11 protein-coding genes are annotated in these 15,318 nt (G+C 72.4%); 8 read left to right on the forward strand and 3 right to left on the reverse strand.

Translation table 11 applies throughout. From position 1 onward, the window contains the following. Positions 1 to 2 precede the first annotated feature (2 nt). Entirely contained in the window at positions 3 to 1,364 is a 1,362-nt protein-coding gene (locus ACFVH0_RS25565) for an ABC transporter substrate-binding protein (RefSeq protein WP_385823731.1), read from the reverse strand. A 141-nt stretch (positions 1,365 to 1,505) separates the two neighbouring features. Beyond that, positions 1,506 to 5,171 carry an FHA domain-containing protein gene (locus tag ACFVH0_RS25570; protein ID WP_385823733.1) on the reverse strand — a complete coding sequence of 1,222 codons (3,666 nt, stop codon included), beginning with the start codon at positions 5,169 to 5,171 and terminating at the stop codon, positions 1,506 to 1,508. Between the two features lie 510 nt (positions 5,172 to 5,681). Between ACFVH0_RS25570 and ACFVH0_RS25575 the strand changes: the two genes are divergently transcribed. The 4 genes from ACFVH0_RS25575 to ACFVH0_RS25590 all read left to right on the forward strand — a co-directional run bounded on the left by ACFVH0_RS25575 (position 5,682) and on the right by ACFVH0_RS25590 (position 11,266). Then, a complete protein-coding gene (locus tag ACFVH0_RS25575; protein WP_385823735.1) occupies positions 5,682 to 7,343 on the forward strand; it encodes a serine/threonine-protein kinase in 1,662 nt (553 codons plus the stop codon). Positions 7,344 to 7,524: 181 nt separating this feature from the next. Next, positions 7,525 to 8,763 (forward strand): serine/threonine-protein kinase, encoded by a 1,239-nt coding sequence (locus tag ACFVH0_RS25580; protein WP_385823737.1) that lies wholly within the window; start codon positions 7,525 to 7,527, stop codon positions 8,761 to 8,763. Positions 8,764 to 8,880: 117 nt separating this feature from the next. Continuing rightward, a complete protein-coding gene (gene prfB / locus ACFVH0_RS25585) occupies positions 8,881 to 9,987 on the forward strand; it encodes a peptide chain release factor 2 (RefSeq protein ID WP_326765877.1) in 1,107 nt (368 codons plus the stop codon). Positions 9,988 to 10,366: 379 nt separating this feature from the next. After that, positions 10,367 to 11,266, forward strand: a complete 900-nt coding sequence (locus tag ACFVH0_RS25590; RefSeq protein ID WP_385823739.1) for a hypothetical protein — start codon at positions 10,367 to 10,369, stop codon at positions 11,264 to 11,266. A 113-nt stretch (positions 11,267 to 11,379) separates the two neighbouring features. Here the strand turns inward: ACFVH0_RS25590 and ACFVH0_RS25595 are convergent, their stop codons facing one another. Next, positions 11,380 to 11,580, reverse strand: coding sequence for a hypothetical protein (locus tag ACFVH0_RS25595; RefSeq protein WP_093540602.1), 201 nt, complete (start codon positions 11,578 to 11,580; stop codon positions 11,380 to 11,382). A 267-nt stretch (positions 11,581 to 11,847) separates the two neighbouring features. Here ACFVH0_RS25595 and ftsE point away from each other — a divergent pair, with 267 nt between their 5' ends. The 4 genes from ftsE to smpB all read left to right on the forward strand — a co-directional run bounded on the left by ftsE (position 11,848) and on the right by smpB (position 15,240). Further along, entirely contained in the window at positions 11,848 to 12,537 is a 690-nt protein-coding gene (gene ftsE / locus ACFVH0_RS25600; protein WP_124723233.1) for a cell division ATP-binding protein FtsE, read from the forward strand. Between the two features lie 23 nt (positions 12,538 to 12,560). Then, the gene (gene ftsX, locus ACFVH0_RS25605; protein WP_124723234.1) at positions 12,561 to 13,478 is read left to right on the forward strand and encodes a permease-like cell division protein FtsX; all 918 of its coding nucleotides are present in this window, start codon (positions 12,561 to 12,563) and stop codon (positions 13,476 to 13,478) included. Between the two features lie 67 nt (positions 13,479 to 13,545). Beyond that, positions 13,546 to 14,733 (forward strand): S41 family peptidase, encoded by a 1,188-nt coding sequence (locus ACFVH0_RS25610; RefSeq protein ID WP_385823741.1) that lies wholly within the window; start codon positions 13,546 to 13,548, stop codon positions 14,731 to 14,733. Positions 14,734 to 14,751: 18 nt separating this feature from the next. Next, the gene (gene smpB / locus ACFVH0_RS25615) at positions 14,752 to 15,240 is read left to right on the forward strand and encodes an SsrA-binding protein SmpB (RefSeq protein WP_385823743.1); all 489 of its coding nucleotides are present in this window, start codon (positions 14,752 to 14,754) and stop codon (positions 15,238 to 15,240) included. Positions 15,241 to 15,318: the final 78 nt, after the last annotated feature.

Genomic DNA, 15,318 nt, shown 5'->3' on the forward strand with positions numbered 1-15,318 from the left:
CGTCAGCTCTTGTACGCCTTGGCCGCGTCGGACTCCAGCTTCGCTTGAGTCCCCGCGATGTCCTTCGGATTCTTCAGGAAGTCCTGGAGGGTCTTCCACTCACCCTTGCCGGGCGTCCCGCCGAACGACTGCGGCGCCTGGTCGGACATGTCGAACCGGACGGAGTCACCGGCCGCGACCAGCGCCTTCGCCATCGTGCGCTGCACCTCGTTGGGGTACGCGGCGGCGTCCAGGCCCTTGTTCGGCGAGATGAACCCGCCCTGCTCGGCCATGATCTGCGCGGCGTCGGTCGAGGCCAGCCAGGTCAGCAGCGCCTGGGCACCCTTGCCGTCCTTCAGCGCCACCGCGGCGTCGCCACCGGTCACGACGGGGGACTCGGCGCCGACCGCCGGGAACGGGAACACCTTGGCGTCGGTACCGATCTTCGCCTTCGTCTGCGCGATGTTGACACCCACGAAGTCGCCCTCGAAGACCATCGCGGCCTTGGGCTGGTCACCGCCGGTGAAGGTCTGGGTGACCGAGGCCGGGAACTCCGTCTGCAATGCGCCGTCGGCACCGCCCGCGATCAGCGACGGCTTGCCGAAGAGCTCCGCGAGCGTGGTCAGCGCCGCCTTGACGGACGGGTCCGTCCACTTGATCTTGTGCTGGGCCAGCTGGTCGTACTTCTCCGGACCTGCCTGGGAGAGATAGATGTTCTCGAACCAGTCGGTGAGGGTCCAGCCGTCCGCGCCACCGACCGAGACCGGGGTGACACCCGAGGCGGAGACCGTCTCGGCGGTCTTCAGGAAGTCCTTCCAGGTCTTCGGCTCGGCCGCGCCCGCGTTCTCGAACGCCTTGGCGTTGTACCAGATCAGGGACTTGTTGGCGGCCTTGAAGTACACCCCGTACTGGGTGCCGTCCACCGCGCCCAGGTCCTGCCAGACCTTCGCGTAGTTCTTGGCCAGCTGGGCCTTGGCCTCCGGGCCGACCGGCTTCGCCCACTTCTTCTGCGCGGCCTGCTGGATCGCGCCGACCTGCGGGATCATCGCGACGTCCGGCGGCTGACCTCCCGCGATCTTCGTACCGAGGAAGTTGACGATCGGGTCCTGTGCCGGGACGAAGGTGACCTTCGCGCCCGTGCGGTTCTCGAACTCCTTGAGGACCTTGACGAAGTTGGCCTGTTCGGCGCCGGTCCAGACGGCCGCGACCGACAGCTTCTCGCCGTCCAGCTTGGGCAGGGTGACCGACGAACTCTGCTTGCCGCTACCCGAGTTCCTGTCCTGCTCGTCCTTCCCGCCGCCGTCGTCACTGCAGCCGGTGAGGGCCAGTGCGCCGACGGCGGTGAACACCGCGGCGGCCCTGCTGATCCGAAGGGTTGTGCGCATTGCTTCCCCGTCTCTCACATCGTTGTGTGCGCACAGTCCTACGCCCGGCCCTCGGACGCCGCAATACCGCTTCTCGTGTCAACTCCTTGATCGTGATGGGCTCGTGACGTGATGTCAGTGGATGTCCGGACCCGGTCTCCGTCAGCTGTGGACGGGCCCGAGCGGGGCTATCGGCTCGGCGTTCACCGAACGGGCCGCCCGCTCCAGCGCACTGGCCAGCAGCGCCAGGTCCGTCGGTCCGTTGCCCAGCTCGCGGACCGGGCGGCGGGTCGGCGGATCGCCCATCCGCTCCCACTCCAGCGGCACGACGGTGGGCCGCAGCGTGGCGGTACGCGGGATGCGCCCGGTCACCCGGCCGCCCTGGAACGGCGTCACCCGCCCGTCCGGATGCCCGAGCCTGCCCCGGCCGGGCGCCGGTTCCTCCGGCGACGGCGGGACCACCGGCGCGTCCAGCACGATGCGCAGCCGGGCCCCGTGGGCCAGGTCCGTGTCCTCCGTGCGCTCCGGGCGGGCGGATGCCGCGACCAGGTGGACGCCCAGCCGGCCGCCCTCCCGGGCCACGGCCTCCAGGGCCCGCACCACCGAACCGGCGGCGGGGCGGCCGGGGCTGCCGAGCGCCGGGGCGACCAGCGCGTCGAAGTCGTCGACCAGGACGACGAGCCGGGGCAGCGGGGAAGGCCCGGGGGCCGAGGAGGGGGCGGCGGGGCGCAGCCGGAGCGTCCCGCTCATCGGGGCGTCCACGTCGCCGCGCTGTTCCGCGCCGGCCGGCGGGCGCTGGCCGACCATCCGCCGGGCCACCTCGTGCCGGTGATGCCACTCGTCGAAGTCGTACGGGCCGAGCAGCTCGGCGCGACGCTTCAGCTCACCGCCCAGCGCCTGCGCGAACTCCCGCATCCGGACCGGATCGGAGGCCGCCAGGTGCATGAACGCGTGCGGGAGTTCGGTGCAGGGGCCGAGGCCCTCGCCGCGGTCGCCGCCCGCGCCGTCGACCAGCAGGATGCCCAGCAGGTCGGGCCGGGCGGCCGCGGCGAGCGAGGCGGCGACGGCGCGCAGCAACTCCGTGCGCCCGCTGCCGGCCGGCCCCTCGATGAGGAGGTGCGGGCCCTCCTCCGCCAGATCCACGCTGACCGCGCCCCGGGGCCCGGCCCCGAGCACCACCACGGGCCGCCCGACGGCGGCGGTGCCTTCGGCGGGGGCGGGCGTGCCGGTGTCCGGCTCGGCGCCCGCGGTGGCCTTTGCGGCGGGGCGCCCGGCCGTGGCGGCGCTCTCGGCGCCTCGCGCGGCGATCCGGGGGGTGTCGCTGCCGCGCGGCCCGCTGACCCGGTTCGAGCCGCGCCCGGATCCGGCGGAACGCGGACTGTCGGCCCCCTGGATGTCACCGCCCCGGGAGCCGGTCCCGGTCCCGGGGACGGTCCGCGAGCTGGGGGTGTCCCCGGGCGCGCCGCCGTAACGCTGTCCGCCGACCCGGGGCACGGAACCGCCGGGACAAGGGGTGCGGCCGGAGTCCGGGTACGGGGTGCGGCCGGAGTCCGGGTACGGGGTGCGGCCGGAGCCGCGGGCGTCGTCGGGGCCGAAGGGGTGGGCCGTGGTGCCGATATGGGTGGCGTTCTCACTGCCGGGGTACGGGGTGCGGCCCGAGCCGGGGGCGTATCCGCCCGTGCCGTCGGGGCCGGGCGCGCCGCCCAGCCGCTGCGCGCCGACCCGGGGAGCGGAGCCGCGTGGATACTCCGTACGGCCCGAGCCGGGGCTGTCCGTATCGCCGCTGTCCGTGCCGCCGCCCGCCGGCCCGCCCGTCCAGCGGCCCGAACCGCGCACCGTCGCACCGGGCTGGTCGTCCGCGGTGGAGGCCCAGCGGGCCATCAGGGAGGCCGGGGTGGCGCGGGCCAGGCCCAGCTCGTCCAGCAGCCGGGCGGTCGCCGGGAGCGCCGCCGCCGGCCGGCCGTGGGCGGTGGCGGCACCTTCCGTACGCAACGGGGCCAGCGCCCGGCCGAACCGCTCGGCCCAGTGCGCCGACACCGCGTCCACCGCGGCGACCGTGCCCCGGCCCGCGGCCCGGCCGTCCGCCGTCCGCAGCAGCCGCAGGGCCGTCGCCACATCGCCGCTCAGCATGGCCACCGCCCCGCACTCGCGGAACGCGATCGAGGCGTGGCAGGCGGCCTCGTACGTCGCCGCGACCGGTGAGGTGGGGGTGGCGGCCGGGGTCTCGGCCAGACAGATCAGATGGATGCCCGCCGCGGCACCGGCGGCCGCCAGCCGGGCGGTGTTCTCGCGCAGCGCCGCCGAGCCGGGGTCGCCGTCGACGATCACCACGGTGTACGGCCCGGTGTACCGCTGCGCGGCCTCGGAGACCGTGGCGCGGTCCTGGCTCGCCCAGCCGGGCCCGAGCGGCCCGTCGTCCAGGCGGCGCACCAGCTCGGTCGTACGGGCGGTGGCCTGCTCGCGGTCGTACGCCAGGAGCAGCCGGCACTCCTGGCCGTGCATCGGCCGCAGATGAGGCAGCCAGCCGAGCCAGGCCCACTCGCGCCTGCGCTCCTCCGCGCTCCGGGCGCGGTCCGTGCTGATCAGCACGATCTCCAGATCGGCGGGGCTGTGCAGCGCGGCGAGCTGGGCCACCGTCGAACGGGCGAGCCCGGCCAGTCTGGTCCGCGGCCCGGCGAGCCCGAGCGAACCGGCCTCCCGCAGCCCCACCGTCACCGGCACGGCGGGCAGCTCCGCCCGGTCGGTCGTGCCCAGCCGCACCACGAGCGCCTCGGGGTGGGTGGTGCCCCGCTCCCACAGCCGGGGGCCGGGGCCGAGCGCGGTCAGCAGCACGGCGGCCGGGTCGGGCCAGACGCTCTGCGCGGCGGGCCCCGAGGGCGCCGCCCGGTCGGCCGGGAACACCGGCTCGGCCGCGCCCGCCCCGTCGGGTGTCGCCTCGTGGACGGGCTCGCCCTTGTTGCCCGCGAGTCTGCGGGCCCAGGCGCCTATCCCGCCCCGCCGGGGCGGCTCGTCGCCCGGTGCGGGCCGCGCCGTGCCGGTACGCCCTTCGTCACCGTCGTCGTACGCGTGACCGGACCCCTGGTGGGGGGCGGGCCCGGAGCCGGGGGAGGGCGCCGGGGCGTACCCGTGGCCGGAACCGTGCTCCTCGGCGGTACGCCCGTCGGCGCCGGCCGTGGCCATCGTGCCGGACACCCGCAGATGGCCCTCGCCGTCCGGCGCCGTGGCCAGCGCGGGCCCGGGTGCGCCCGGGGCCAGCCGGAGCGTGGACTCGCCGAGCCGCAGCAGCGCGCCGGGCTTCAGCCGGACCGGGCGGTCGCGGACCTCCGCGCCGTCGAGCAGGGTGCCGTTGGTGGAGCCGAGGTCCGCCACCGATACCAGGCCGTCGGCGGAGACCGTCACCGCACAGTGCAGCCGGGACACATCGGGGTCGTCGAGCGGCACGTCCGCGTCGGCGGAGCGGCCGATCCGGATCTTGCCGCCGTGCAGCAGATGGACCCCGCCCGCGTCCGGCCCCGCGACCACGTGCAGCCGCGCCGGAACGACCTCGTCCACCGCCTCGTCCTCGCCCGGGACCTGGAGCGAGAGCACCGCCCCGTCCACCAGCGGTGGCTCACCCAGCGCGCACCGCTGCGCGTCGAGCCGCTCGCGCCCGGCGAACAGCACCACCGCGCCGCTGCCGAGCGAGCCGTCGGGCCCCAGGACCGCCGCGGCCAGGTTGGACGCCACGGTGGCGAGCGCCGTCCCCGACGGGGCGGTGACCAGCACGTCGCACGCGCGCGCCGGGGTCTGGCCGCTGCGCGGCGCGAGGACGGTCAGCCGGATCTGCATCGCCGTCAGCGGTCCCTTCTGCGCGGGGCGCCGGGCAGGGGAAACGCCCTGTGATTCCCCCCACCCGACACGGACGCGTCGTCCGGTACAGGTTCGTCACGGGTCGCGGGGCTCCCGACCCCACAGTCCGTGCTGGAGGCATCCTCGCACCTGCCACTGACAACACGCCCGGCGGTCACCGCTAAGTGATCTTGAAACGTCGGCTGTGCGCCCATAAGTGCCTGCTTGGAACGCTGCCCGCGACGACGGAACCGCTCCGCAGGAGCCTCCGGGACGGTTCGTCGTACACGTGTGCGGCAACCATCCGCCCGATGTGAGCGTCTTGTTCCGCAACCGGCCGGTGCCGCCTCGGGGCGGCACCGGCCGCGGCGGGCGGGAGTCTGCCGCCGGGCGGCCCCGGCCGCCTTCCGGGCGACCACGGCAGTTTGACGACAGGCCCTAGAGTTGGGCCGGAACGCCCGGCGGATCCGGGAACACCGTAAGCACCACGATCTGCAGGGAGCGCATGACGTGCGGCCGGTAGGCAGCAAGTACCTCCTGGAGGAGCCGCTGGGACGCGGCGCCACGGGCACCGTCTGGCGTGCCCGCCAGCGGGAGACCGCGGGCGCCGAGGCGGCCGTCGCCGGCGAGCCCGGCGAGACCGTGGCGATCAAGGTCCTGAAGGAGGAGCTCGCCAACGACGCCGACGTCGTGATGCGGTTCCTGCGCGAGCGCTCCGTGCTGCTGCGGCTCACCCACGAGAACATCGTGCGCACCCGCGACCTGGTCGTCGAGGGCGACCTCCTCGCCCTCGTCATGGACCTGATCGACGGCCCCGACCTGCACCGCTACCTCCGCGAGAACGGCCCGCTCACCCCGGTCGCCGCCGCGCTGCTCACCGCGCAGATCGCGGACGCGCTCGCCGCCAGCCACGCCGACGGCGTCGTACACCGCGACCTGAAGCCCGCCAACGTCCTGCTCGACGAGCGCGACGGCCGGATGCGGCCGATGCTCACCGACTTCGGCATCGCGCGCCTGGCCGACTCCCCGGGGCTCACCCGCACCCACGAGTTCGTCGGCACCCCCGCCTACGTGGCACCCGAGTCCGCCGAGGGCCGCCCGCAGACCTCCGCCGTCGACATCTACGGCGCGGGCATCCTGCTCTACGAGCTGGTCACCGGGCGTCCGCCGTTCGCCGGCGGCACCGCCCTCGAAGTCCTGCACCGCCACCTCAGCGAGGAGCCCCGACGCCCCTCCACCGTCCCGGCCCCGCTGTGGACGGTGATAGAGCGCTGCCTGAGCAAGGACCCCGACCGGCGGCCCAGCGCCGAGAACCTGGCCCGCGGCCTGCGCACCGTCGCGGCCGGCATCGGCGTGCACGCCAGCTCCGCCCAGATCGCCGCGGCCGACGGCGTGGGTGCCCTGCTCGCCCCCGATCCGGCGCCCGCCGCCGTTCCGGAGACCCCCGGCGCGGCCGACCCGACGCAGGTGCTGCCGAGCAACGCCGGCTCGTTCGACCCGAACGCCGCCACCAGCGTCATGCAGCACGCCCCCGGCCAGGGCGGCCACGCCGACCCGACCTCGGTCCTGCCGCCCGTGCCGCCGCGCCCGGACGGCCCTCCGGAGCCCGACGGGCCGCACCCCTGGCAGTCCCAGCTCCAGGCGGCCCGCGACCGCAACGAGCAGACCCAGGTCCAGTACCTCGACCCGGCCCAGGACCCGCTGCGCCGCCGCCCCCAGCGCCCGCAGCCCCAGCAACAGCCGCCCCAGCGACGGCAACAGCCGCCCCAGCACCAGCAGCCGCCCCAGCAGTACCAGCAGCCGCAGCAGCAGTACCCCCAGCACCGGCAGCAGCAGTACCAGCCGCAGCCCCAACAGCAGCCCCAGCGGCAGCAGTACGCGCCCCCGCAGCAGCCGGCACCCCAGCCGCCGGCCCCGCGTCAGCCCCGCGAGCCGAGGCAGCGCAGCGCCAACCCGATGAGGATTCCCGGCCTGGGCTGCCTCAAGGGCTGCCTGTTCACCCTGGTCCTGCTGTTCGTCGCGGGTTGGCTGATCTGGGAACTGACCCCGCTGCAGGACTGGATCGGCCAGGGCAAGAGCTACTGGAAGGCGATCGGCGACGCGATCTCCACCGTCACCGACTGGATCTCGGCACTGGGCGGCGGCAGCGATGGCGGCAACAGCGGCTCCTGAGCGGCCGTAACACCATCAACTCTGTAGCTATATCGACTTCCGCGGGCCAGTTTCCACCGCATATCGCCCGCAGAAGTGAAGGTTGGCGCCATCCCGGGCACTCAACCCCCTGATCGACGCGTAACTTTGTCGACCGGGGGTCATGAGCGACGGTCCATCGCCAGCCGCTGAGGGAGCAGTCTTGGCACGGAATATCGGCAGCCGGTACACCGCACACCAGATCCTGGGGCGCGGCAGCGCCGGCACGGTCTGGCTCGGCGAGGGGCCCGAGGGGCCGGTGGCCATCAAGCTGCTCCGCGAGGACCTCGCGTCCGACCAGGAACTCGTGGGCCGCTTCGTCCAGGAGCGCACCGCCCTGCTCGGACTCGACCATCCGCACGTCGTCGCCGTCCGCGACCTCGTGGTGGACGGCAACGACCTGGCGCTGGTCATGGACCTGGTACGCGGCACCGACCTGCGCACCCGCCTGGACCGCGAACGCCGCCTCGCGCCCGAGGCCGCCGTGGCGATCATCGCGGACGTCGCCGACGGCCTCGCCGCCGCACACGCCGCCGGTGTGGTCCACCGCGATGTCAAGCCGGAGAACATCCTGCTCGACATGGAGGGCCCGCTCGGCCCCGGCGGCTCGCACCCGGCGTTGCTCACCGACTTCGGTGTGGCCAAGCTGATCGACACCCCCCGCCGCACCAAGGCCACCAAGATCATCGGCACGCCGGACTACCTGGCACCCGAGATAGTCGAGGGGCTGCCGCCGCGCGCCGCCGTCGACATCTACGCCCTCGCGACGGTCCTGTACGAACTGCTCGCCGGCTTCACGCCCTTCGGCGGCGGACACCCCGGCGCCGTACTGCGCCGGCACGTCACGGAGACAGTCGTACCGCTCCCCGGCATCCCCGACGAACTCTGGCAGCTCCTGGTCCAGTGCCTGGCCAAGGCCCCCGCCTCCCGGCTGCGCGCCTCCGAGCTCGCGGCCCGGCTGCGCGAGCAGCTCCCGCACCTGGCCGGCATCCCGCCGCTCGACGTGGACGAACCGGACACCGAGCCGGAACCCCAGGGCTACGACGAGCAGCAGTACGCCCCCGCCCCCGAGGAACCCCGCCGCCGCGGTGCGGTCCCGCTGGTCCCCGGCTCGTCCGCCGACGCCAACCGCGACACCCACACGAGCATGCGCGTCCCGGCCCCCGACGAACTCTCCGGCGGCCCCCGCGGCACCGCCAGGGCTCCCCGCTCCCCGGGCACACCCCGCCCCGGCTCCGCCCGCAACAAGTCCGCCGCCGTCCGCAAGCGCCGTCTCACCCTGGGTGCCGCGGCCCTGGTGCTGCTCGCCGCGCTGGGCGTGGGCGGCTGGCTGGCGCTGAGCGACGACGACGCGGACGCCCCCGCCCCGGAGACGGGGACCTCGGCACCGGGCACGCCCTGACCCGAGGGCTTCGCGGGGCGGTTCCCGGCGGCCCGGGAATGCGCCCGGCACCCGGTCGCGGGGTCCTGATCATGTGGTCCGAGGAACGTCCGTGCCGACAGCCGTTACGCTGGACCCGTGGCAGTCGTCGATATTTCCGAAGAGCTGAAGTCCCTCTCCTCGACCATGGGGTCGATCGAGGCCGTCCTGGACCTGGATGCGCTGAGGGCGGACATCGCCGCGCTCGAGGAGCAGGCGGCCGCGCCTTCCCTCTGGGACGACCCCGAGGCGGCGCAGAAGATCACCAGCAAGCTTTCGCACCTCCAGGCCGAGGTCCGCAAGACCGAGGCCCTCCGCGGCCGGATCGATGATCTCGAAGTCCTCTTCGAGCTCGCCCAGGACGAGGGCGACGCCGACGCCCTGGCCGAGGCCGAGTCCGAGCTGGAGTCGGTCCGCAAGGCGCTGGACGAGATGGAGGTCCGTACGCTCCTCTCCGGCGAGTACGACTCCCGTGAGGCCCTGGTCAACATCCGTGCCGAGGCCGGTGGCGTGGACGCGGCCGACTTCGCCGAGAAGCTCCAGCGCATGTACGTCCGCTGGGCCGAGCGGCACGGCTACAAGACCGAGGTCTACGAGACGTCGTACGCGGAGGAGGCCGGCATCAAGTCGACCACCTTCGCCGTGCAGGTGCCGTACGCCTACGGCACGCTCTCCGTCGAGCAGGGCACCCACCGGCTCGTCCGGATCTCGCCCTTCGACAACCAGGGCCGCCGCCAGACGTCCTTCGCGGGCGTCGAGGTGCTGCCGGTGGTCGAGCAGACCGACCACATCGAGATCGACGAGTCCGAGCTGCGCGTGGACGTGTACCGCTCGTCGGGCCCCGGTGGTCAGGGCGTCAACACCACGGACTCCGCGGTCCGTCTGACCCACCTCCCGACCGGCATCGTGGTCTCCTGCCAGAACGAGCGCTCGCAGATCCAGAACAAGGCATCCGCGATGAACGTCCTCCAGGCGAAGCTCCTCGAACGCCGACGCCAGGAGGAGCAGGCCAAGATGGACGCCCTCAAGGGCGACGGCGGCAACTCCTGGGGCAACCAGATGCGGTCGTACGTCCTGCACCCGTACCAGATGGTCAAGGACCTGCGTACGGAGTTCGAGATGGGCAACCCGGAAGCGGTCTTCAACGGCGAGATCGACGGCTTCCTGGAGGCGGGCATCCGCTGGCGCAAGCAGCGGGAGAAGTAGGAAGAGCGAGCATTCACGGCGGTGCCGGAAACCCCACGGGGTCTCCGGCACCGCCGTTTTTCTCGGCCGCACGGGCCTGTTCCCGAAGGGGAGTTGGGTCTCCGGGTTGCGTAGGTGCCGTGGTGAGTCCGTCACAGTCGTGATTCCGAATGGAGACCAACTCCCATCAAATCTGTTCATATTGCACGGAACGGCCTTGACGTAGTCCTTAACTGTGGACAGGGTGCTAGGGCAGCATGCGTATGTCCGGGACGGGTGTGAACGGGGGCGGGCGGCATGACCACGGCTCCATGTGGCGCTGTTCGGAGCGAACCCCGCAGAGCCGGGGCCCGCATATGGCTGCTCCACTGACGAGAACAGCTACTGGGGGTAGCAGCACATGACGAAGAAGACGCGGGTTCGCGTCGCGCGGATCGCCGCAGGTGCGGTCATCGCCGCGGGCGCCTCGCTCACCGCCGCCGGTGCGGCTTCGGCGGTCGGTATCGGTGTCGACCTCGGCGGCATCTCCGCGAAGGCGGAGGCCGACGAGAGCGGCCTGGGTGTCGACGCCGACATCAAGTCTCCCGAGGGTGACTCCGACGGCGGCGGCGACCTGGGCGGCGTCGACGCGGGTACGGACGCCGGTACTGACGCGGGTACGGACGCGGGCACCGACGCGGGTACGGACGCCGGTACCGACGCGGGCACCGACGCCGGCACCGATGCGGGTACGGACGCCGGTACGGACGCGGGCACCGACGCCGGCACCGATGCGGGTACGGACGCCGGTACGGACGCGGGCACCGACGCGGGCACGGACGCCGGTACCGACGCCGGTACCGACGCCGGCACCGACAACGGTGGCCAGGACAACGGCGGCAACGGCAACAACGGTGGCAACGGCAACAACGGTGGCAACGGCAACAACGGTGGCAACGGCAACGGCGGCCACCAGTCCGGCGGCAACGGCAACGGCGGTAACGGATCCTCCGGTACCTCCGGCAACGGTGGCACGGACAACGGCGGCACCACCGGTAACGGCGGCACCACCGGCTCCGCCACCGGCGGCGACGACGCCAACACCTGCACCGTCGACCTCGACGGCGCGAACTGCGCGGACAACACCACTCCCGACTCCGCCGGCAACCAGCCGGTCGAGCAGGGCAAGGGCAAGGACGAGCTCGCCGAGACCGGTGCCGCCGAGACCACGTTCCTGCTGGTCGGCGCCGCGACGATGATCGCCGGAGGCATCGGCTTCCGGGTCATGCCGCGCCTGATGAACGGCCGCACGGTCGCCTAAGGGTCACCCACGGTAACAGAGAGATCACAGAGGGGCCCGGGACGCCGATCGGCATCCCGGGCCCCTCCACGTACACGTCCCGACGCCTGTGGGCGACCGGGCGGAGCGCGCGGCTACACGCCCTGGTGCGCCAGCAGCGCCAGGGCGCCCAGCAGCACCACCAGCAGGGCCACGAGCATCACCGGGTTCAGTCCGGCGAACATTCCCTGCTCCTGTTCCTGCTGAAGCCGCGCACGGCTCGCCCGGCACACGGGGCAACGGCCCTCGTTGACGGGCGCCGCGCAGTTCGCGCACACCAGTCGGTCATAGGTCATGCGCTTTCCTCCTCCCGCGCGGCGGAGCCGCATGCGCTTTCTCCGCACAACGCTCATGGAAACGCAACCGTTCCCCCTACCACTGTGCCAGCTCGCGCGGATTTCGGCGCGGCCCGCCGGACATCACCCGTTCCGTCGCACTTCGGACCCGCTTCCGGCCGGTACCGTTCCGCCATAAATCGCCCATCCTCGGACGCGCGCCTGCACGCCTCAGTCCGGGTCGCGTATGGTCACGCACACCTACTCCCGGCCGACCGTGGTGCATCCGTGATCCGATTCGACAACGTCTCCAAGACCTACCCGAAGCAGAGCCGTCCCGCTCTACGGGATGTGTCTCTCGATATCGAGAAGGGCGAGTTCGTCTTCCTGGTGGGCTCATCCGGCTCCGGCAAGTCCACCTTCATGCGACTCATCCTCCGTGAGGAGCGCGCCAGCCAGGGCATGGTCCACGTCCTGGGCAAGGACCTCGCGCGCCTGTCCAACTGGAAGGTGCCGCACATGCGGCGCCAGCTGGGCACCGTGTTCCAGGACTTCAGGCTCCTGCCCAACAAGACCGTTGCGGAGAACGTGGCGTTCGCCCAGGAGGTCATCGGAAAGCCGCGCGGCGAGATCCGCAAGGCGGTGCCCCAGGTTCTCGACCTGGTCGGCCTCGGTGGCAAGGAGGACCGGATGCCCGGTGAGCTCTCCGGTGGTGAGCAGCAGCGCGTGGCGATCGCGCGGGCGTTCGTGAACCGCCCCATGCTGCTGATCGCGGACGAGCCGACCGGCAACCTCGACCCGCAGACCTCCGTCGGCATCATGAAGCTGCTGGACCGGATCAACCGGACCGGCACCACCGTGATCATGGCGACCCACGATCAGAACATCGTCGACCAGATGCGCAAGCGCGTCATCGAGCTGGAGCAGGGCCGTCTCGTACGTGACCAGGCCCGCGGCGTCTACGGCTACCAGCACTGAGCATCGAGCACTGAAAGGACGCCATGCGCGCCCAGTTCGTCCTGTCGGAGATCGGCGTCGGCCTCCGTCGCAACCTCACGATGACCTTCGCCGTCGTCGTCTCCGTCGCCCTCTCGCTCGCCCTGTTCGGCGGCGCGCTGCTCATGCGCGAGCAGGTCAGCACGATGAAGGACTACTGGTACGACAAGGTCAACGTCTCGATCTTCCTCTGCAGCAAGAGCGATGTGACCTCGACGCCCAAGTGCGCCAAGGGCGCCGTCACGGCGGAGCAGAAGAAGCAGATCGAGGGCGACCTCCACAAGATGGACGTCGTCGACACGGTCACGTACGAGTCCGCCGACCAGGCGTACAAGCACTACCAGGACCAGTTCGGCGACTCGCCCATGGCGAGCAACATCACGCCGGACCAGATGCAGGAGTCGTTCCGGGTCAAGCTCCACGACCCGAAGAAGTACAAGGTCGTCGCCACCGCCTTCGCCGGCCGTGACGGGGTGCAGTCCGTCCAGGACCAGAGAAGCATCCTGGACAACCTCTTCCAGCTGATGAACGGCATGAATGTGGCCGCCCTCTTCGTGATGGCGCTGATGCTGGTCATCGCGCTGATGCTGATCGTGAACACCGTCCGGGTGTCCGCGTTCAGCCGACGGCGCGAGACCGGCATCATGCGGCTCGTCGGGGCCTCCGGCTTCTACATCCAGATGCCGTTCATCATGGAGGCCGCGTTCGCCGGCCTCATCGGTGGTGTCCTGGCCTGCGTGATGCTGCTGGCGGGCCGGTACTTCCTGATCGACGGCGGCCTGGCGCTCCAGAGCAAGCTGAATCTGATCGACTTCATCGGCTGGGACGCGGTCTTCACCAAGCTGCCCCTGGTCCTGGCAATCGGCCTGCTGATGCCCGCCGTTGCCGCGCTCTTCGCGCTCCGCAAGTACCTCAAGGTGTGACAAGCGCCCCCTGGGCGCGCGGCCAACCGGCCGTGCGCCCAGGGGGCGTTGTCCTAGACTCGGCGCCATGTCGGGCCCCACTCAGTGTTTCGGGCCCCGCGGCGTGCGCCGCGGGGCGGCTCTGACATTGGTTTTCGCCGGTGTACTGGCCACCGCCGCGGTCACCGGCTCGCTGCCGCGCGGCAGCGGGAAGTCCGAGTCCTTCGCGACCCGTTCCGTGGCCTCCACCGTCGACCGCGACGAGGTGGCGGACGCCGCCGCGCGGGCCGTGGCCGACGGCAAGTCCGGCAAGGAGGCGGCCGAGGAGGTCGTCAGTCGCAGCGGCGACCGCTGGGGCGCGGTGTACGACGAGCGGCAGTACGAGGAGTTCGAGCAGGCCCTGGACGGCTCGTACACCGGCGTCGGGATCTCCGCGAAGCGCTCCGCCGACGGGCAGGTCGAGGTGGCCCGGGTGCAGCCCGGCAGCCCCGCCGACCGGGCCGGCATCGAGCCCGGCGACCTGCTCCGTACGATCGACGGCCACCGGGTCGACAAGCGCCCCGTCGCCGAGGTCGTCGCCCTGCTGCGCGGGGACCGTACGGAGGCCGCCGAGGGCTCCACCGTCGTTCTGGGCATCGGGCGCGGCGAGGCCCGGCGGACCGAGACGCTGCGCCGGGCCAGGCTCTCCACCGAGGCCGTGACCGTGCGGCGGATCGGACCGGAGCGCCCCGACTCCGCCGCGGCCGTCATGATCGAGGTCGACTCGTTCACCAGGGGCTCCGGCACCAAGGTCCGGGACGCGGTCCGGGGCGCCCCGTCGGACGCCGGAGTGCTGCTCGACCTCCGGGGCAACTCCGGCGGCCTGGTCACCGAGGCCGTCACCGCCGCCTCCGCCTTCCTGGACGGCGGCCTGGTCGCCACGTACGACGTGCACGGCGAGCAGCGCGCCCTGTACGCGGAGCCGGGCGGCGACACCGACCGCCCCCTCGTCGTCCTGGTCGACGGCGGCACGATGAGCGCCGCCGAACTCCTCACTGGTGCCCTCCAGGACCGGGGCCGCGCCGTCACCGTCGGCTCACGGACCTTCGGCAAGGGCTCGGTCCAGATGCCGAGCAAGCTCCCGGGCGGCTCGGTGGCCGAGCTGACCGTCGGCCACTACCGCACCCCGGCGGGGCGCAGCGTCGACGAACGCGGCATCACCCCGGACCTCGCGGTCGGCTCCCGGGCCGAGCAGCGGGCCGAGACAGTATTGAGTGGCCTCGGGGGTGGGTCGTAGTGCGAAAATGGCCGCACTATGGCTAAGGAAAAGGACACGGGGCGCAAGCTCATCGCGCAGAACAAGAAGGCGCGGCACGACTACCACATCCTCGACACCTACGAGTGCGGCCTCGTACTCATGGGCACCGAGGTCAAGTCGCTGCGGCTGGGCCGGGCCTCCCTGGTGGACGGCTTCGTCCAGATCGACCGCGGCGAGGCATGGCTGCACAACATCCATGTCCCCGAGTACGTGCAGGGGACCTGGACCAACCACTCGGCGAAGCGGAAGCGCAAGCTGCTGATGCACCGCGCCGAGATCGACAAGCTGGATTCGAAGTCGGGCGAGACCGGCCACACGATCGTGCCGCTCGCGCTCTACTTCAAGGACGGCCGGGTCAAGGTCGAGATCGCGCTCGCCAAGGGCAAGAAGGAGTACGACAAGCGCCAGACCCTCCGCGAGAAGCAGGACACGAGGGAGACCAACCGCGCGATCTCGGCGGCGCGCAGGCGCCAGCGGAGCGCGTAGGACCGTGCCCGGCCCGGCTCCGCCGGGCGGCGGCAGGAATAGGCTGGCATCGTCGCGCGTTGGTCACGTACGATGGCA

It is taken from the genome of Streptomyces sp. NPDC127117, from assembly GCF_042677325.1.
GTDB lineage: Bacteria > Actinomycetota > Actinomycetes > Streptomycetales > Streptomycetaceae > Streptomyces.

Coding starts and splice junctions, on each gene's coding strand:
- ftsX (WP_124723234.1), top strand. CDS start 12,561: ATGCGCGCCCAGTTCGTCCTGTCGGAGATCGGCGTCGGCCTCCGTCGC.
- smpB (WP_385823743.1), top strand. CDS start 14,752: ATGGCTAAGGAAAAGGACACGGGGCGCAAGCTCATCGCGCAGAACAAG.
- ACFVH0_RS25610 (WP_385823741.1), top strand. CDS start 13,546: ATGTCGGGCCCCACTCAGTGTTTCGGGCCCCGCGGCGTGCGCCGCGGG.
- ACFVH0_RS25570 (WP_385823733.1), bottom strand. CDS start 5,171: ATGCAGATCCGGCTGACCGTCCTCGCGCCGCGCAGCGGCCAGACCCCG.
- ACFVH0_RS25595 (WP_093540602.1), bottom strand. CDS start 11,580: ATGACCTATGACCGACTGGTGTGCGCGAACTGCGCGGCGCCCGTCAAC.
- ACFVH0_RS25565 (WP_385823731.1), bottom strand. CDS start 1,364: ATGCGCACAACCCTTCGGATCAGCAGGGCCGCCGCGGTGTTCACCGCC.
- ACFVH0_RS25590 (WP_385823739.1), top strand. CDS start 10,367: ATGACGAAGAAGACGCGGGTTCGCGTCGCGCGGATCGCCGCAGGTGCG.